Consider the following 17,191-nt stretch of genomic DNA (forward strand, 5'->3'; position numbering starts at 1 on the left):
TTCAATGAAAATTCATCAGCAATATTAACTTGTAAAAAAGTAAAATAAACACGTCGCGTATAGATACGCAAAATGGTTTAGACCTACAAGACTATATCTTGTGGTCTAAACCTAGTAATATAAGTGGAGGTGAGCTTATTTAAGCTCAACTTCAGCACCTGCTTCTTCTAATTGCGCTTTAAGAGCTTCTGCCTCATCTTTAGTGACACCTTCCTTAACTGGAGCTGGTGCACCATCAACTAATGCTTTAGCGTCTTTAAGACCTAAACCTGTCAATTCTTTAACAAGCTTAACAACTGCTAGTTTAGAACCACCTGGAGCTTTTAGAATTACATCGAATTCTGACTGCTCTTCAGCTTCTTCAGCAGCAGCACCGCCACCACCAGCAACAGCAACAGCTGCAGCTGCAGGCTCTATACCGTATTCTTCTTTTAAAATATCAGCCAACTCATTTACTTCTTTAACAGTAAGGTTAACTAATTGTTCTGCGAAATCTTTTAATTCTGCCATTTTCTATCGTTTTAGTGTAATTTATTATTTAGTAATTAGTGCGTGTTTATTCTTCTCTTTGAGAAAGTGTTTTAAGTATTCCAGAAAGTTTACCTCCACCAGACTTAAGCGCTGAAACAACGTTTTTGGCTGGAGATTGTAACAATCCAATGATGTCTCCGATAACTTCTTCTTTAGATTTAATATCAACTAAAGCATCTAAGTATTCGTCTCCAACATAGACAGATTCTGCAACATAAGCCCCTTTCAAAATAGGCTTTTCATTTTTCTTTCTAAAGTTTTTAATAACCTTAGCTGGAGCGTTTCCAGTTTCGGAAAGCATTATGGAAGTATTCCCTTTCAAAATACTTGTTAAGTCTCCAAATTCTTTATCTGTACTTTCCATAGCTTTAGCTAGGAGAGTATTTTTAACTACCATCAACTTAACGTCTGCTTTATAGCAGGCACGTCTTAAGTCCGATGTTAAAGATGCGTTCAATCCTGAAATATCTGCTAAATATACATTTGATGAATCCGCTAACTTAGTAGTTAAATCTTTTATTACTATAGATTTCTCTTCTCTTGTCATAACTTAAAATTATTGCTCGGTAAATCGTTTAGTATCGATTTCAATACTTGGACTCATTGTGGAAGCGATGTGAATACTTTTGATGTATGTACCTTTCACTACCTGAGGCTTAAGCTTGACGAGCGTCGTTAGTAATTCTCTTGCATTTCCAGCAATTTTTTCTGCATCGAAGGATACTTTACCTACAGCAGCGTGAACGATACCAGTTTTATCAACTTTAAAGTCAATTTTACCAGCTTTAACGTCAGAAACTGCTTTAGCGATATCCATAGTTACTGTACCAGTTTTAGGATTAGGCATAAGTCCTCGTGGACCTAAAACTCTACCTAACGGGCCTAATTTACCCATCACACTTGGCATAGTTACAATGACGTCTACATCTGTCCATCCACCTTTAATTTTTTCAAGGTACTCATCAAGACCAACGTAATCTGCACCAGCTTCTTCAGCTTCTTTAGCCTTATCCGGTGTTACAAGAGCTAAGACTTTTACGTCTTTTCCTGTTCCGTGAGGTAAAGTTACTACTCCACGAACCATTTGGTTAGCTTTTCTAGGATCAACGTTGAGTCTTACAGCTAGATCAACTGACTCGTCGAAATTAGCGTAAGCTACATCTTTCAATAAAGCGGAGGCATCAGCTACTGAATAAGTTTTCGACTTATCCACTTTACCAACTGCTTCTTTTTGCTTTTTAGTTATTTTTGCCATGTTAATTTCGTTTTGTTAAAATGGTGCATTACCTTTTACAGTTATACCCATCGATCTTGCTGTACCGGCTACCATTTTCATTGCAGATTCGGTTGTAAATGCATTTAAATCCTGCATTTTATCTTCAGCGATTGCTTTTATTTGATCCCAAGTTACAGAACCTACTTTTTTAGAATTAGGTTCACCAGAGCCTTTCTTTAGTTTTGATGCTTCCATCAATTGTACTGCTGCAGGTGGAGTCTTGATAATAAAATCAAACGACTTATCTTTATAAACTGTTATCTCAACAGGTAAGATTTTACCACTCTTATCTTGGGTTCTACCATTGAATTGCTTACAAAATTCCATGATATTTACCCCAGCAGCACCCAAAGCAGGTCCAACCGGTGGGGATGGGTTCGCTGCACCACCTCTAACCTGGAGTTTTACTACTTTACTTACTTCTTTTGCCATTTTTCAAAATTTAGTTGAATTGTTTTCAGTGGGAAGCATTATATTTAAAAACAATTCTATATTATATGTAACATTTAAACTTTTTCTACTTGCATATAGCTAAGCTCAACTGGTGTTTTACGACCAAAAATCTTAACCATAACTTGCAACTTTCTTTTATCTTCATTAATTTTTTCAATAGTTCCTGTGAAACTATTGAAAGGGCCATCCACAACTTTGACTGATTCCCCTATATTAAATGGTATAGCAACATTTTCTGTCTGAACAGAAAGTTCATCGACTTTACCTAGCATTCTATTTACTTCTGATTTACGCATAGGAACTGGTTCACCTCTTTTGGTTTCACCAAGAAAACCTATAACTCCATTCACACCTTTTATAATATGACCAACTTCGCCTTCAAGGTTAGCATTAACCATGATATAACCTGGAAAATAGACTTTTTCCTTTGTTATCTTTTTACCATTACGGATTTGAACAACGTTTTCTTTAGGTACCAAGATATCATCAACATAATCACTAAGACCTTGATGAGCAATTTCTTTTTCTATATAATCCTTTATTTTGCTTTCAGAACCACTTATAGCTCTTACAACGTACCATTTTTTTAAACCAGTCTCTGACATGTATTATGATTTAACCCAATTAAAATATTGCTTTACAGCAGCACTAAACACTTCATCAACTCCCCAGATAGCAAGCGAAAAAAGTATAGAAAATACAGCAACAATTACCATGAGTTTTTGTCCCTCAGCCCAGGTTGGCCAAGTCACATGATTTCTTAATTCGTTGTAAGACTCGCTTACATAATTTTTGATATCTGACATCTTTTTAAGATTTGCACGGATTGAGATTCTCCCTTCGACTCTGTTTCCACTTCGCTCAGGATGAACTTCTCACCACAGGCTTAATATTTCAATTTGCACGGATTGAGAGGCTTCCTTCGCGCTTCGCTCAGGATAAACTTCTCGCCACAGGCTTTCTATTTCAATTCGCACGGGTTGAGAGGCTCGAACTCCCGACACCTGGTTTTGGAGACCAGTGCTCTACCAACTGAGCTAAACCCGTAAATATTTCATTTTTTAAAGCGTGCAAAGAAACGAATTTAATCACACATAAAAAAGGAAATTTAAAAAGTTAAGGTATTCACTTAAAGCGAACACCTTAACTACTATAATGAAACTTTATCCTAAATTATTCTAAGATTTCAGTAACCTGTCCAGCACCAACTGTACGACCTCCTTCACGTATTGCGAATCTCAAACCAATATTTAATGCAATTGGTTGAATCAATTCTACAGTAATTGTTAAGTTGTCACCTGGCATAACCATTTCAACTCCATCAGGAAGGTTGATTGTACCCGTAACATCTGTGGTTCTTACATAGAACTGAGGTCTATAATTGTTATGGAATGGAGTGTGACGTCCACCTTCTTCTTTTTTCAAGATATAAACTTCAGCTTTGAATTTCCCGTGTGGCTTAATAGAACCAGGCTTAGCGATAACCATACCTCTAGAGATTTGGCTTTTCTCAATACCTCTTAACAAGATACCAACGTTATCACCAGCTTCTCCTCTATCAAGAATTTTACGGAACATTTCGACACCTGTAACAGTTGATTTCATGTTCACAGCTCCCATACCATTGATTTCAACAGCATCACCTGTATTTGCAACACCAGTTTCGATACGACCTGTAGCAACAGTTCCACGACCAGTAATTGAGAATACATCTTCAACAGGCATTAAGAAAGGCTTTTCAACATCTCTTTCTGGAAGCTCAATGTACTCATCAACTGCTTCCATCAAATCAAGAACAGTTTTTGCCCACTTCTCATCTCCTTCCAATGCACCAAGTGCAGATCCAGAAATAACAGGAGCATTATCTCCATCATATTCGTAGAAAGAAAGCAAATCTCTTACTTCCATTTCAACTAATTCTAAAAGCTCCTCATCATCAACAAGGTCAACTTTATTTAAGAAAGTGACAATTCTAGGAATACCAACCTGACGTCCTAATAGAATATGCTCACGAGTTTGTGGCATTGGACCATCAGTTGCAGCAACAACAAGAATAGCACCATCCATTTGGGCAGCACCAGTTACCATGTTCTTTACATAATCGGCGTGACCTGGACAGTCAACATGCGCATAGTGACGATTTGCAGTTTGATATTCAACGTGAGAAGAGTTAATAGTAATACCACGCTCTTTTTCCTCAGGTGCATTATCAATTTGATCAAAAGCACTAGCTTCAGAATATCCAGCATCTGCCATTACTTTTGTAATCGCAGCTGTAAGTGTAGTTTTTCCGTGATCGACGTGTCCAATAGTACCTATGTTTAGGTGTGGTTTGGATCGATCAAAATTTTCCTTTGCCATAGTAGTAAATTATTTAATCTTAGTTATATATTAGTGTTAATGTTTATAACAACATAAAAAGCCAACAAAACCAGGTTTTGAGACTTTAAAATTGAGCCAACGACGAGAATTGAACTCGTGACCTTTTCCTTACCAAGGAAACGCTCTACCCCTGAGCTACGTCGGCAAGCAGATATTGCATTATTTAAAAATAGAGCGGAAGACCGGGTTCGAACCGGCGACATTCAGCTTGGAAGGCTGACGCTCTACCAACTGAGCTACTTCCGCTTATTTAATCAATATGTCAATGCAAAGTCTGGTGTTAACCGACTTGGTTGTGGGGAGAGCAGGATTCGAACCTGCGAAGGTGAAACCAACAGATTTACAGTCTGTCCTCGTTGGCCGCTTGAGTATCTCCCCAAAAATCTGATAATAGAGCCGATAGAGGGACTCGAACCCACGACCTGCTGATTACAAATCAGCTGCTCTAGCCAGCTGAGCTACATCGGCTTATCAGTATGTCAAACGCTACTTTTCGTAACGGGTTGCAAATATAAAACGAATATTGGTATCTGAAAATTATTTGCCTCTTTTTTTTAAAAAAAATTGCATTTTCATTTCATTCTAGCCTATTCTTCCTCTTTACCTCTGGATCTGGGGTGAGCCGCTGCATGTGCTTTGCTCAATTCCTTCAAATTTGAATGCGTATACACTTCTGTAGATGCTAAACTACTGTGTCCCAACAGTTCTTTAATCGCAGTGATTTCCGCACCCTTTTCCAAAAGATGAGACGCAAAAGCATGTCTAAGCAAATGCGGGCTGAGCTTTTGCTTTGTAGATACCTTTTTAAAATAAGAGGTTACAATTCTGTAAACAAAATTGGGATAAATGGGTTTCCCCTTATTGGTGATAAATAAATCATCGCTATTGATAGCCATCAACCCTCTTACCTGAAGATAATAATCGATAAGAGCCATAGTTGTTTTCATCAATGGAACTATTCTTTCTTTTTTTCTTTTACCAAGTACTTTCAACTGACTTTGGCTAAAATTTACACTGGAAATTTTCAAGTCGATCAATTCCTGTCTTCGCATTCCAGTGGAATACAAAAGATCAATCATAAGATGATCCCTAAGTCCTTCAAAAGTTGAATCATCAAAATAAGTTGAAATGTCCTCAAGTTCTTTGAGTGAAAAGGCTTCCTGCTCGCGTTTGGGAAGCTTTAAAGATTTGTGCTTTAGCATTGGATTCACTTCAATCGCTTTAATTTTCATTAAAAAATTAAAAAAAGTTTTTAGCGATGATAGCTTCCTGTTGATTGTTTTATGAGTCAGATCTTTATCGACAAAACTCACGATCCAGCGTCTTATCATGGGATAATTGGTCTCAGCTAAATCTTCAGTCTCATAATTTTCAAAAACAAAAGATTGAAATTGCTTCAAATCTGAGGCATAAGAAGTCAATGTATGCTGAGCATAATTTTTCTCAAACTGAAGATAGTCTATAAAGGCCTGAATGTGTTCCATAAAAAAACCATGTACTTTAAGAAGCACATGGTTACAAATTTATCAATTAAAAGCAATTAGGTTGCTGGCTTATAGTCTTTATTGTCAATCACCATTTTGGCGATAATTTCTTTCAAGATCTCAGAAGTTCCACCTCCAATAGGTCCTAGTCGACTATCACGGAACATTCTCGCCAATGGATAATCTTCTACATAGCCATAACCCCCTAGCATTTGTAAGCAATCGTAGATCACCTCATCTGCAATTTTGGTGGAAAGCAATTTGGACATGGTAGCCTCTTTAACGACATATTCGCCTTCATCCAGACGTTTAGCAGTTGTATAATTAAACGCTTTAGCCATTTCCACTTCACTACTTCTCTCCGCGATTTTATGTCTTAAGGCTTGAAATTTGTCTATAGTCTGACCAAAAGCTTCACGCTCGGACATATACTGTATAGCATAATCTAAAGCATATTCTGCTCTGGCATGTGCATTCACCCCCATGATCAAACGCTCTAAGGCAAAGTGCTGCATGATGTAAGGAAAACCTTGGTTACGCTCTCCCATCAAATGAGACTTTGGTATCTCGACATTATCGAAAGCCAACTCTGCTGTGTCAGAAGCTCTCCAGCCTAGCTTGTTAAGTTTAGTTGCAGAAATTCCTGGAGTATCTCTATCTACTAAGAAAATACTCATGCCTTTTCCACCTTTTTCCGGAGCGGTTTTGGCAGCAACAATCAAATAATCTGAATATACACCATTGGTGATAAAAGTCTTAGACCCGTTGATCACAAAAGAATCGTCTTTTTCTACTGCTGTTGTTTTCATGCCAGCAACATCAGACCCTCCAAATGGTTCTGTGATACACAAACAACCTATCATATCTCCATTGATAGAGGCTGTGAGGTATTTTTCTTTGATTTCTTCGCTACCTTCTTTATTCACGTGGGTCATTGCTAAGTAAGCATGAGCCCAGATAGCTGCAGCAAATCCACCTGAATTTATTTTTTGTAATTCTTCTAAAAGTATAATTGTGTAGAATAGATCTAAATCTAAACCTCCGTATTTTTCTGGGTAAGCCAGGCCAAAATAACCCATTTCGCCAAACTTCTTCCATATAAAACGCTCTATCGTTCCTTCTTCTTCCCACTTATCCAGATGAGGAACTACTTCCTTCTGAAGAAATTCCTGTAAACTTTTTCTGAACATCTCATGTTCTTCACTAAAATACATATGATTCATATCTTGATATCTAATTTTTGAATATTATTCTTTAATTTCCAAATATAATTGAATTCTATCTAATTTGTAGTTAGGAAAATCTTCAATTTTTGACAATTCTTCAAAATCATCAACACCTTCTCTTAATTTGATAAAATTGACGATGACTCTAGCCTGCTCATAATCAAAATAGGGCAACTCAGATAATTCCAAAACACTTATGTGATTAATATCTTTTTTTTGAACTTTAACCGGGCTTTTAAGCGCAATTCTCTCTTTGAGGTTTTCAATGACCTCGTATTTTAGTCCGTAGACATCCTTCAACTGAAGGATATCCACAAATCCTCCCAACTTATCTCTGTAAGTGATGATTCGCCTTGACAAGGCCTCACCAATTCCCGATACTTCCATCAAATCAGATGCTGTGACTGTATTGAGGTCTTTCTTTTCAGCGTAAGTCAACGAATTGATAGTTTTGGAATTAGACTTCCTTTGTCCTGACTCAACGACCCACTCGGGAAATTTAAAATATGGGCCATACTCTTTCATCCATGCATCAGTGACCTGAGTGACCTTTTGAAAGTCAGCTTTAGAGTTGATCCACTGACCTTCAGCCCTGTAATCTAATAATCTGTCAATTTGATCGATCGTCATCTCTAAAGTATAGCCTTTATAATCTGTTATAAAATTAGGATTAAAAGGATAAATGACTTTCTGAGACTCAAGGCTTTGTTTAATTTTTAACGAATCTACAAGGCATTGAATAGAATCTTCTACTTTCGTTAACTCATTAATTCCTTGAGACTTGAGAGATGGATTAAAAGCCCAATAGTTAATACCTACTCCTACGATCAAAATAAGGCAAAACAAAAAAATTCCGTTTCGATCACCCTTGGAGTAGCCGAAACGGAATTTATTAGTCGTATTCATCAGTATCTATTATTTCTTCAACACTTCTTTTTTGAAGATTTCGCCAGACTTTAATTTTGACATGTATTCTTTAAGGTCATTTCTTACCTCTCCAGACATGATGTAAAGACCTATGATGTTAGGGAATGACATTGCTAGAATCATCATATCTGAAAAATCTAGCACAGCACCTAAACTTACAGAAGCTCCAAGAACTACAAAAAATAGGAAAATAACTTTATAAATAATTTCAGAACGATTACTTCTTCCAAAAATATAAGTCCAGGCTCTCATTCCATAGTAAGACCAGGAAATCATTGTTGAAAATGCAAATAAGAATACCGCTGCAGAAAGAACATAAGGAAACCAGGAGATCACACTACCGAAAGCTTCTGTAGTTAGCTGAACTCCAGAAACACCTTCAACTTCATGCATTCCTGTAAAAATAAGAACCAAAGCCGTAAGTGTACAAACGACTACAGTATCTATAAAAGGTTCTAGTAAAGCTACAAAACCTTCAGAAGGCGGGTGATTCGTTTTGGCTGCCGAGTGAGCGATAGCTGCAGAACCAACACCTGCTTCATTAGAAAAAGCAGCACGCTGGAAACCTACAACAAGAACTCCTATAAAACCACCTTTGAGGGCGGTTGGAGTAAAGGCACCACTTAATATGGCATCAAAAGCTGGTCCTATATTATCGATGTTTATTCCTATAACAACCAGAGCTCCTAAAATATAAACACCTGCCATTACTGGCACTATTTTACCCGTTACTTTAGCGATACTATTGATTCCTCCTATAATAACAACTCCAACTAAAATCGCAAGAAAAACACCAAAAAAGAATCCACTTTCACTATCTAAAAAAGGAATCTGATTGGATAAAATTTCAAAAGATTGGTTGGCCTGGAACATATTACCTCCACCAAATGAGGCACCGATGGCAAGAACGGCAAATAAACCTGCCAGAACTTTTCCAAGCTTACCTAGGTTTCTTTTTTCAAGTCCATACCTCAGATAATTCATAGGGCCTCCAAAAATTCGACCTTGCTTGTTGATAAATCTATATTTTACTCCTAGGGTACATTCCACAAACTTGGAAGACATCCCTAATAGACCCGCCAAAATCATCCAAAATGTTGCTCCTGCACCACCTAAAGAAACAGCGATGGCAACACCAGCAATGTTACCTAAACCTACAGTAGCAGACACAGCCGTTGCAAGAGCCTGAAAGTGAGTAATACTTCCTGGAGCATTAGGCTCATCGTATTGACCTTTAGCAAGCTGAATGGCGTGTTTAAAACCACGAATATTGATAAAGCCCATTCTGAACGTAAAGAATGCCGCTCCGAGAATTAACCAAATCACAATAAAAGGAATTCCTTTTTCAAGTGGCGTGCCATTAGGATTGGTTAGCGCAATAGGGTCATCGTAAATAATTGAACCGAATTTATGAGCGTTTTGAGCAATAACATCTTCCTGGTTTTCCGGATTATAAATATATTCACCCTGAGGGGTTATAAATTCAATCTTACCATTTGCTTCTGCCTGTACGGTCTGTGTCTGTCCATCTATGTCAATAATGGCCACATCCTGACCTTTATCAACGTGCTCGTTTTCTGTAACCAACCATTCTTTGAGTAAGAATTTACGCGAAGTGTTTGGTTCCCAGGATGGAGAGAATAAGAGCTTTTGGTCAGTATAAACTACAGGATCATAAATGCCTATAGCAGCAAACGGATCCCAGAACAATACACTTCCCATGGCATCAACCACAGGCTGGAAAGTTCCATTAAAATTTTCTACAATAGAAACCGCTTCTATTTGGTATGACTTTTCTACAGAAGCGCCACTAGCGTCGGATACTTTTACAGTGTAAGATATCCCTTCTGTAAGATCACTGGCTTTACTAGAACTGAGAGGTACATCATCTTTTGACCACTGATACTTATATGGAGGTGTACCTCCGGTTACAGTCAGTTCAATCTGTCCATTGTTGATTTTATCTGATGGATTAATTTTAATTCCTTCAACTTGCAGATCCTGTGCAGAGGTAAACGAAATAGTAAACAAGAGAAAAGCAATCAGCGTGATATTTCTTAACATAAGGCTATTTGTGATTTGATATTTCAAAATGAGACGTTAACTTAAATTCAATTAAGTTTAAAAATATCCCGCAAGATGCAAAAAATATGGTTTCCATTCAAACGCTAAGTCTTAAAATCTTTAAGACTTTAGCATCTGTTTCAGGAAATAGGTCAATTGGGTTTAATAGCACGCATCATATGGCGTTTTCCAGGCGGCCCTTCAATAACATCCACCTCAAAACCAATAGACTGCAGAGCTCTTCTCGCAGTTCCTTTTACGCAGTAGGTAACAAACACACCACCCGGCTTCAGTGCCTCATAGAAACCTTCAAATATGCTTCTTTCCCAGAGCTCCGGCTGAACTCTCGGCCCGAACGCATCATAAAACACCACATCTGCAGTATTTTTTAGCTTGATTTCAGAGAAATATGCTTGTTGCTTTTTGACTTTAAAGGTGTTTGTAATTTGCTCAAATTCTTCCCAATGAGCTTGGTGAAATTTTTCATAAATGTCTTCTGAAGTTATGTCTTCTAAAACCTTATGATATTGCAAAGCCTGTATTTCTTCATCGGAAATCGGATAGGCTTCTAAGCCTAGGTAGTCTATTTTAATGTTTTTTGCAACTGACCAAAGCGCTGTCAACAAAGCATTTAAGCCAGTACCAAAACCGGCTTCTATAACGTAAATAGATTCAGTTGATGGATATAAAGACAAAAAATAATCTAATCCTGCGTTGATGTAAACATGCATGGACTCTTGAATCGCTCCGTGAATAGAATGATAATGCTCGTCCCAATCTTCTATACGTATGGTCTTGGACCCATCACTGGTGGTGACTATATTTCGTTTCATAGAGAAGAATTAAAGATCAAATACGGAGGTGCGCTTGGTATACACCAAATCCTTAAGCTTCAGCCAGAAAGCAAGGGTCAGGTAAAGGCCAAACCCAAAACCAAATGTGGCAAAGGAAACGTAAATAAAAAATATCCGAACAGACTTTGCTTTCATTCCCAAGGTATCTGCCAATCGCGAGCTCACGTAAAATCCGTGTTTTTCGAAAAAGGTTCTAAGGTTGTATATGAAATTTTTCATGAGTGTATTAATTCTAACCCAACTTGACATTTTAAACAACGATTCACATCACAATACTGTGTCTTTAACTGGATCAACGCCTGACTTTCCAAAGCTGACTTGACTACCTTAGATTTTAATTCTTCGAAGCCTTTAGTGATGCCATTGGCTTCTGGTTTCAGACTGGTAATCAAAGGATAAATACTCTCTTCAAAATCCAACTGACCTTTATAGGATTGATAAGCGAATTTCAGTGGCAGAAGCGTATTAATGATGATCAAATCCTTAAAGGAAGTACTCAGTTTTTTGACTTTAGACTTACTTTCTTTTCCAAAGGTATAATGAGTTTTCCAATAGTCGGAAGTTTGAGCTTCTAAATTTTTGTAAATGTCTTTTGGAGTTTTACACTGAATCAGCTCAGAAAATAAATTAGGACGTTGAGCATACAACTTACAAAACTGAGATAACCTGATGCTCGGAAAATTGTCTGGACGAAGCCTAAAGTACTTCACCTGACTTGTTTCCGGCGCATTCAACTGAAATTTTTGCTTCAGAAAATCGAATTCCTGCTGAAGCTGTTTAGGGTAAGCTTCCTCACTTTCAGGCGGTAACATCCCGCATAAACCGAAGCATAAGGCTTCCAGCTGAAGCGGATTCTGGAAGCATTTCTGAAAAACTTTAAAATCTGCTGAGGAGCTCATCTGCAGAAAAGCCTCTCCGTTGACGTTAAGTCCGAAAGCTTTGGCCATCAATTTAAAGCCAACCTCATCCCAGTTGTTATTGGAAACTTTCAATAAATTCAGAATTAATTGATTTTTTTCTTCCAAACGTTCTACATACAAGCGTTCGAGCCAGCTATTCAGCTTAAATTCGTCGACGTCATGGAAATGCTTCTCACAGTTGATCCACTTCTGCGAGGTCTTGTCAAACAAATCCTTATACGCCTGAATCTGATGTTTGGTAACGATATGCTTCAATTCTAAACAGGGAATTTCAGAGTTGTCTTTTCTGAAAATGCTCACGTCATCTTCCCAAACCACATGCAAAATCACATTATCGTAGGCCGGATCGATTTCATGATGATGCGCATACCAATCTGAGGATTTTAGGTGAATCTCAAGATTACCCACCCAATGCTGACCTGCAATGATCACTTCAGCTTTAAAGAAATCAGGACCCGATTCAGTTTCATTGTGTAGGCCCGTATTCAACACCTGAAGTGCTTCCCCAGTAGTAGTTTTCAGCTGATTCAAATTCAGCTTTTTGTATTTCCACAAACTATGAAGAAAGGCTTCCTGCATTTTATAAGTTATTAAGTTGGTCGACTACTCGGTCTTTAAAACTGTCGACCCAAACCCGATACTGCTCACCACTTGGATGTAAAAAATCCTCTGCAAGCATATCTTGATTTTTGTGCAAGGGTTTACTGAGTTTTTGCAAAGGATAAAAAGCCACAGCATAGCGTTGGCTCATTTTCTGGATGTACCTGTTGTATCGTTTTAATCGGGAGGATACTCTTCTCAGCTTTTCATCCTGAGCAAATTTTGACAAGCTATAATCTGGAATCCCAACGATAAATACTCCCTTTTCATCGTGAGCACTCAGCGAAATCGCAGTCTGCAAGAGCACTTCAAATTCTTTTTTAAATTGTTTAAAAGGCTTTTTCTGATATTGATTGTTGACACCAATCAAAAGGGAAACCAAATCAAAAGAATTGGGCTTATAATTTTCAGTAGCTATAGAGTCCAGAAGCTCATCAGTGCGCCAGCCGGTGACAGCAATGATTTCTGTATCTTCTACTTTAAATGATTTTGTGTTCAAATGCGAGGTCAGTTGGAAAGGCCAGGAGTTCTCCTCAGGCACCTGTTCTCCAATGGTATAAGAATCTCCTAAGGCAAGATATTTAATAGGCTCCTGACTGAAAGACTTCGACATGACTGATAAACTAATGAGTACTATAATTTTTTTCATGACTGGACTTACCTTCAAAAATAAAAAAGTTTTTGATACCAAATAGGCTATAATAAATCTGCAATAGCTGGTTTTAGCTGAGCGTGCTCAAACTGAAATCCGGTTGACAAAATTTTCTTTGAGCTGACCAATTGACTTCCTAGAACAATCGTTGACATTTCACCCAGCATAAGTTTGAGAACAAATGAAGGTACGTTAGGGAGAATTAGCGGCTTCCCTAAACACTGAGCAATACATTCTGTCAGTTCCTTATTATTTACTGGATTTGGAGACACGGCATTAAAAACACCTTCCAAACGGTTCTTCATCACATGATGAAAGAGTCTGGCTAAATCTGAAATGTGTATCCAGGACTGCCACTGCTTCCCGCTTCCTAAGGGTGCCCCAATATACTTTTCTATAGGGGCCTTGATTTTTTCGAGGGCTCCACCTTCGTCTGACAATACCACGCCTATTCTGATTTTGGTCACCTCAAGCCCTAGCTCTCCAACTTCATCTGCGGCGGCCTCCCACTTTTCGACTACATCAGCCAGAAAGTTATCTCCCTTTTTAAAATCGTCTTCCTCATGAAATTTGGTCAACGAATCTTCATATATTCCAATGGCGCTCGCTGAAATCAAATGCTCCACTTCATGATCATGCGTTGACAAGGCTGACTTTAAAGTCATTAAGCTATCGACTCTGCTGTTCAGTATCGCTTCCTTGTAAGAAGGTGTCCATCGCTTGGCTACACTGGCCCCTGCAAGATTAATGATGGTGTTCACTCCTTTTAAGCTAGCGGGATCCAATTCAGAAGTTGAAGGATTCCAGTAGAAACCCTGGTAATTGGTTTTCGTTTCAATTTTGGAGCGGCTGGTGGTTAAATAATTCACGTCAATTCCATTGTCATGAAAAAGCTCAACCAACTCCTGACCTACTAAGCCTGTTGCCCCTGTAATTAAAACACGCATACCTAAATTTTCGACTAAAAATAACAAGATTGATCTAGGGCAAGTCCATGTTTAGTATGGTTTTAACTAGATGAAAGTGTGTGGTGAGCCTGCCTGCGTTTCCTTGGCAAAGGCAGGTCGTGAGTAAAATTAAAAATTTTCAACTAACAACCGTCAACCGTTTACTATAACAAAAAAGCCCAATGAATTAAATCATCAGGCTCTAGTTTATTTTATTTCTTGCAACCAATCACTAGTCACCAATCACATTTTACTGACACCTGAACGTAGCTTCAATACACCTCGAAGAAAGATCGAGGCAGTCAGCCACCAATCACTAGTCACAATTCACTGAAAACGGTTAACCGTTAACCGTTAACCGTTTACTAATTAAAACGCTTTCATCGTCCATCCGTGTGGATCTTCGACTTTATTGTATTGGATATCTTGTAATGCTTTTTTGAAGAAGGTACCGTAAGGCTCGTCGACTGTTGGCAAATCGTAATACGTTCCATCGTATTCAAAACCATCAACGCTTACTACTGTAGCTGCAGTTCCTGCACCGAAAATTTCTTTAAGCTCTCCGTTTTTGGCTGCATTTACAATTTCCTTAACCGATACTTTTTCAACGACAACCTCTACCCCATTATCTTTGGCTAGTTGAATGATACTCTTACGCGTGACACCGTCCAAAATTCTGTCATTGGTTGGTGAGGTGAGTAGCTTATCCCCAACTCTAAAGAAGATGTTCATAGTTCCAGCTTCCTCCAGGTATTCGTGAGAACTGGCATCCGTCCAAATGATTTGGTCAAGCCCTTTAGCTTTAGCTAATTTGGTTGGGTAAAACTGAGCGCCGTAATTACCAGCTGCCTTAGCAAAACCAACGCCACCATCGGCTGCCCTGCTGTATTCCTGTGCAAAAATCACTTTGATGGGCTTGTTGTAGTAGGCCTGTGCTGGACAGGTGATGATCATGAATCTATAGCGATCTGACTCTGAAGCAGACACCCCATTTTCTGTAGCGATGACAAAAGGACGTAAGTAAAGTGAATTACCTTCACCTTTCTTCACCCAATCTTTATCGAGTTCCAGTAAGGTCTTTAAAGATTCAAAAAAGTAATCCTTTGGAAACTCAGGAATAGCCATACGTTTAGAGGACTTATTGATACGCTCAAAATTTTGTTCGGGTCTAAACAACCAAACCTGTTCGTTTTCATCTTTAAAGGCTTTCATCCCTTCAAAAACCGCCTGACCGTAATGAAACACTTTAGCGGAAGGCTCAAATTCCATCGGTCCGTAAGGAACAATTTTGGGCGTTTGCCATTTGCCATCGATGTAATCACAATACATCATATGATCTGCATTGACTTTTCCAAATTTAAGATTACTAAAATCTACTTGATCAATTTTAGACTGTTTAGTTTTAGTAATGTCGAGTTGTATATCGGTGTTATTCATTATAATTGGTATTTTTGCAAATGTACTAAATTTTAATAAGGTTAATTCAGGAAGATTCCTAACTTTGTTGTTATTCTTATTATAAATTTTTAATTATTATCATGAAAAAGCTGCTTTTATTACCAATATTATTGATGTTTTTGGCTTGTGGTTCAAAAGAAACTAAGCAAGAAAAAGAGACGGTGACAGATGATACATCAGAGGAAAAAGAATTGAGCATGACCACTGACTCTCAGTTTGGTGAAGCCTTTTCTTCTGCTGAAGTCAAAGCGGATAGCGAAATGCTGGCCATGTACCAGGATTTATCTCTCGGAGACACGATTCAAGTTCAATTTCAATCTGAAGTGGAAAGTGTTTGCGCGAAAAAAGGCTGTTGGATGAAATTAGACCTCCCCGAAGACATGAATGTGCATGTGACTTTTAAAGATTACGGTTTCTTTGTTCCAAAAGACAGTAAAGGCCATGAGATGGTTGTAGAAGGAAGAGCATTTATTGAAGAAACGGATGTGGAAACGCTAAAGCATTATGCCGAAGACGCTGGTAAAAGCAAAGAAGATATTGCAGCAATCACCTCCCCTAAATTGAATTATAGATTTATAGCTGAAGGCGCTAAAACGGTTAAATAGTTGATTTTTATTCCGTGCAAGGCGATAGCCGCGATACGGAATCTGTTTAGGTGGTGTACAAAGGTTGAATACTTGGTGTCGCTTCGAGTTCTTGCAATTGTCATCTCGAGGGAAACGCAGTGACGAGAGATCTCTGTCCACCATTTCACAGTCACCAGTTCACAGCCACCGGTTCACCCTTGTCATTCCGTGCAAGCGATAGCGCGATGCGGAATCTTTTTAAGTGTGTCTCATTATTTAAACTTTAGATATAATTAGTGTTTTCATTCATTTTTTCCATTGATGAAAAAACGAACCAAAAAAATCTAGGCTTATTTTTATGTCTTTGAAAACTACAAAAGCGGTTCCCCCACGCAAAGCAAACCGTTTCACTAGTGCTTTGCTCCTTTATCCTTTCTTCACCACTTTTTTGTTTTCTAACCTCCATAAAAAGTAGGCCGTTTTCTAACTATCAAGTGACCATTTTCATAAAAATTTGACTTGTCAATTTTGAAATTTTAAATATGAAATCTGTTCCTCCATTATACTACTACACCACTATACTAACCAACCACACACCACTCAAGACTCACCACTCACTACTACACCATTATACTACTACACCACTATACTAACCCACCACTCACCATTCACTATTACACCATTATACTACTACACCACTATACTAATACACCATTATACTAACCACTAATAAGCTCCCTTAGGTTTAATCGAGTTCTCGATACAATGGCTTTGGTCTATCGCCACAAATCCATCACTCGAACTGACGTTTAAATGTGGCTTCGATACAATTTTTCAAAAGAAAAATCACT

The 17,191-nt window shown here is 38.1% G+C and carries 18 protein-coding genes and 5 tRNA genes; 1 reads left to right on the forward strand and 22 read right to left on the reverse strand.

Features of this window, described 5'->3' with window-relative positions:
- Positions 1 to 135: 135 nt before the first annotated feature.
- The 22 genes from rplL to LB449_RS09320 all read right to left on the reverse strand — a co-directional run bounded on the left by rplL (position 136) and on the right by LB449_RS09320 (position 15,753).
- Positions 136 to 510: a 50S ribosomal protein L7/L12 gene (gene rplL / locus LB449_RS09215; protein WP_224454813.1), complete on the reverse strand. Its 375-nt coding sequence runs from the start codon at positions 508 to 510 to the stop codon at positions 136 to 138.
- A gap of 46 nt (positions 511 to 556) precedes the next feature.
- The gene (gene rplJ / locus LB449_RS09220; protein WP_224454814.1) at positions 557 to 1,078 is read right to left on the reverse strand and encodes a 50S ribosomal protein L10; all 522 of its coding nucleotides are present in this window, start codon (positions 1,076 to 1,078) and stop codon (positions 557 to 559) included.
- A gap of 9 nt (positions 1,079 to 1,087) precedes the next feature.
- Positions 1,088 to 1,786, reverse strand: coding sequence for a 50S ribosomal protein L1 (gene rplA / locus LB449_RS09225; RefSeq protein WP_224454815.1), 699 nt, complete (start codon positions 1,784 to 1,786; stop codon positions 1,088 to 1,090).
- Between the two features lie 15 nt (positions 1,787 to 1,801).
- Positions 1,802 to 2,239 (reverse strand): 50S ribosomal protein L11, encoded by a 438-nt coding sequence (gene rplK / locus LB449_RS09230; protein ID WP_224454816.1) that lies wholly within the window; start codon positions 2,237 to 2,239, stop codon positions 1,802 to 1,804.
- A 74-nt stretch (positions 2,240 to 2,313) separates the two neighbouring features.
- Positions 2,314 to 2,865: a transcription termination/antitermination protein NusG gene (nusG, locus tag LB449_RS09235; RefSeq protein WP_224454817.1), complete on the reverse strand. Its 552-nt coding sequence runs from the start codon at positions 2,863 to 2,865 to the stop codon at positions 2,314 to 2,316.
- A gap of 3 nt (positions 2,866 to 2,868) precedes the next feature.
- Entirely contained in the window at positions 2,869 to 3,066 is a 198-nt protein-coding gene (secE, locus tag LB449_RS09240) for a preprotein translocase subunit SecE (protein ID WP_224454818.1), read from the reverse strand.
- Between the two features lie 168 nt (positions 3,067 to 3,234).
- Positions 3,235 to 3,307 (reverse strand) — tRNA-Trp (locus tag LB449_RS09245).
- A gap of 126 nt (positions 3,308 to 3,433) precedes the next feature.
- Entirely contained in the window at positions 3,434 to 4,621 is a 1,188-nt protein-coding gene (gene tuf / locus LB449_RS09250) for an elongation factor Tu (RefSeq protein ID WP_224454819.1), read from the reverse strand.
- A 94-nt stretch (positions 4,622 to 4,715) separates the two neighbouring features.
- Positions 4,716 to 4,787: transfer RNA gene (locus tag LB449_RS09255), tRNA-Thr, on the reverse strand.
- A gap of 28 nt (positions 4,788 to 4,815) precedes the next feature.
- Positions 4,816 to 4,888, reverse strand: a tRNA-Gly gene (locus LB449_RS09260).
- A gap of 50 nt (positions 4,889 to 4,938) precedes the next feature.
- A tRNA-Tyr gene (locus LB449_RS09265) sits at positions 4,939 to 5,020 on the reverse strand.
- Between the two features lie 16 nt (positions 5,021 to 5,036).
- Positions 5,037 to 5,110 (reverse strand) — tRNA-Thr (locus LB449_RS09270).
- A gap of 119 nt (positions 5,111 to 5,229) precedes the next feature.
- Positions 5,230 to 6,153, reverse strand: a complete 924-nt coding sequence (locus LB449_RS09275; protein ID WP_317196211.1) for a tyrosine-type recombinase/integrase — start codon at positions 6,151 to 6,153, stop codon at positions 5,230 to 5,232.
- A gap of 29 nt (positions 6,154 to 6,182) precedes the next feature.
- Complete coding sequence (locus tag LB449_RS09280) at positions 6,183 to 7,349, reverse strand: acyl-CoA dehydrogenase family protein (protein WP_224454820.1); 1,167 nt, start codon at positions 7,347 to 7,349, stop codon at positions 6,183 to 6,185.
- Positions 7,350 to 7,373: 24 nt separating this feature from the next.
- On the reverse strand, positions 7,374 to 8,258 hold the full coding sequence (locus LB449_RS09285) for a helix-hairpin-helix domain-containing protein (protein WP_224454821.1): 885 nt from the start codon (positions 8,256 to 8,258) through the stop codon (positions 7,374 to 7,376).
- Positions 8,259 to 8,267: 9 nt separating this feature from the next.
- Positions 8,268 to 10,343: an amino acid carrier protein gene (locus LB449_RS09290; protein WP_224454822.1), complete on the reverse strand. Its 2,076-nt coding sequence runs from the start codon at positions 10,341 to 10,343 to the stop codon at positions 8,268 to 8,270.
- A 152-nt stretch (positions 10,344 to 10,495) separates the two neighbouring features.
- The gene (gene mnmD / locus LB449_RS09295; protein WP_224454823.1) at positions 10,496 to 11,176 is read right to left on the reverse strand and encodes a tRNA (5-methylaminomethyl-2-thiouridine)(34)-methyltransferase MnmD; all 681 of its coding nucleotides are present in this window, start codon (positions 11,174 to 11,176) and stop codon (positions 10,496 to 10,498) included.
- A gap of 9 nt (positions 11,177 to 11,185) precedes the next feature.
- Positions 11,186 to 11,416 (reverse strand): PspC domain-containing protein, encoded by a 231-nt coding sequence (locus LB449_RS09300; protein WP_224454824.1) that lies wholly within the window; start codon positions 11,414 to 11,416, stop codon positions 11,186 to 11,188.
- Positions 11,413 to 12,696 (reverse strand): DUF2851 family protein, encoded by a 1,284-nt coding sequence (locus LB449_RS09305; protein WP_224454825.1) that lies wholly within the window; start codon positions 12,694 to 12,696, stop codon positions 11,413 to 11,415. The genes LB449_RS09300 and LB449_RS09305 overlap by 4 nt, the downstream gene beginning before the upstream one ends.
- A gap of 1 nt (position 12,697) precedes the next feature.
- On the reverse strand, positions 12,698 to 13,366 hold the full coding sequence (locus tag LB449_RS09310; protein WP_224454826.1) for an SGNH/GDSL hydrolase family protein: 669 nt from the start codon (positions 13,364 to 13,366) through the stop codon (positions 12,698 to 12,700).
- 47 nt (positions 13,367 to 13,413) lie between these two features.
- Complete coding sequence (locus LB449_RS09315) at positions 13,414 to 14,316, reverse strand: TIGR01777 family oxidoreductase (RefSeq protein WP_224454827.1); 903 nt, start codon at positions 14,314 to 14,316, stop codon at positions 13,414 to 13,416.
- Between the two features lie 369 nt (positions 14,317 to 14,685).
- Positions 14,686 to 15,753: a branched-chain amino acid aminotransferase gene (locus LB449_RS09320; protein ID WP_224454828.1), complete on the reverse strand. Its 1,068-nt coding sequence runs from the start codon at positions 15,751 to 15,753 to the stop codon at positions 14,686 to 14,688.
- Positions 15,754 to 15,854: 101 nt separating this feature from the next.
- Here LB449_RS09320 and LB449_RS09325 point away from each other — a divergent pair, with 101 nt between their 5' ends.
- Entirely contained in the window at positions 15,855 to 16,379 is a 525-nt protein-coding gene (locus LB449_RS09325) for a DUF4920 domain-containing protein (RefSeq protein WP_224454829.1), read from the forward strand.
- The last annotated feature ends 812 nt before the right edge of the window (positions 16,380 to 17,191 follow it).

Origin of the sequence: Psychroflexus lacisalsi (assembly GCF_020164495.1) — a bacterium.
GTDB lineage: Bacteria > Bacteroidota > Bacteroidia > Flavobacteriales > Flavobacteriaceae > Psychroflexus > Psychroflexus lacisalsi.

What these genes read in the sequence shown, in the direction of transcription:
- secE (WP_224454818.1), bottom strand. Translation starts at nt 3,066, where the DNA reads ATGTCAGATATCAAAAATTATGTAAGCGAGTCTTACAACGAATTAAGA.
- rplK (WP_224454816.1), bottom strand. Translation starts at nt 2,239, where the DNA reads ATGGCAAAAGAAGTAAGTAAAGTAGTAAAACTCCAGGTTAGAGGTGGT.
- nusG (WP_224454817.1), bottom strand. Translation starts at nt 2,865, where the DNA reads ATGTCAGAGACTGGTTTAAAAAAATGGTACGTTGTAAGAGCTATAAGT.
- rplA (WP_224454815.1), bottom strand. Translation starts at nt 1,786, where the DNA reads ATGGCAAAAATAACTAAAAAGCAAAAAGAAGCAGTTGGTAAAGTGGAT.
- rplL (WP_224454813.1), bottom strand. Translation starts at nt 510, where the DNA reads ATGGCAGAATTAAAAGATTTCGCAGAACAATTAGTTAACCTTACTGTT.
- LB449_RS09315 (WP_224454827.1), bottom strand. Translation starts at nt 14,316, where the DNA reads ATGCGTGTTTTAATTACAGGGGCAACAGGCTTAGTAGGTCAGGAGTTG.
- tuf (WP_224454819.1), bottom strand. Translation starts at nt 4,621, where the DNA reads ATGGCAAAGGAAAATTTTGATCGATCCAAACCACACCTAAACATAGGT.
- LB449_RS09280 (WP_224454820.1), bottom strand. Translation starts at nt 7,349, where the DNA reads ATGAATCATATGTATTTTAGTGAAGAACATGAGATGTTCAGAAAAAGT.
- LB449_RS09300 (WP_224454824.1), bottom strand. Translation starts at nt 11,416, where the DNA reads ATGAAAAATTTCATATACAACCTTAGAACCTTTTTCGAAAAACACGGA.
- LB449_RS09290 (WP_224454822.1), bottom strand. Translation starts at nt 10,343, where the DNA reads ATGTTAAGAAATATCACGCTGATTGCTTTTCTCTTGTTTACTATTTCG.
- LB449_RS09310 (WP_224454826.1), bottom strand. Translation starts at nt 13,366, where the DNA reads ATGAAAAAAATTATAGTACTCATTAGTTTATCAGTCATGTCGAAGTCT.
- LB449_RS09285 (WP_224454821.1), bottom strand. Translation starts at nt 8,258, where the DNA reads ATGAATACGACTAATAAATTCCGTTTCGGCTACTCCAAGGGTGATCGA.
- LB449_RS09320 (WP_224454828.1), bottom strand. Translation starts at nt 15,753, where the DNA reads ATGAATAACACCGATATACAACTCGACATTACTAAAACTAAACAGTCT.
- LB449_RS09305 (WP_224454825.1), bottom strand. Translation starts at nt 12,696, where the DNA reads ATGCAGGAAGCCTTTCTTCATAGTTTGTGGAAATACAAAAAGCTGAAT.
- rplJ (WP_224454814.1), bottom strand. Translation starts at nt 1,078, where the DNA reads ATGACAAGAGAAGAGAAATCTATAGTAATAAAAGATTTAACTACTAAG.
- mnmD (WP_224454823.1), bottom strand. Translation starts at nt 11,176, where the DNA reads ATGAAACGAAATATAGTCACCACCAGTGATGGGTCCAAGACCATACGT.
- LB449_RS09325 (WP_224454829.1), top strand. Translation starts at nt 15,855, where the DNA reads ATGAAAAAGCTGCTTTTATTACCAATATTATTGATGTTTTTGGCTTGT.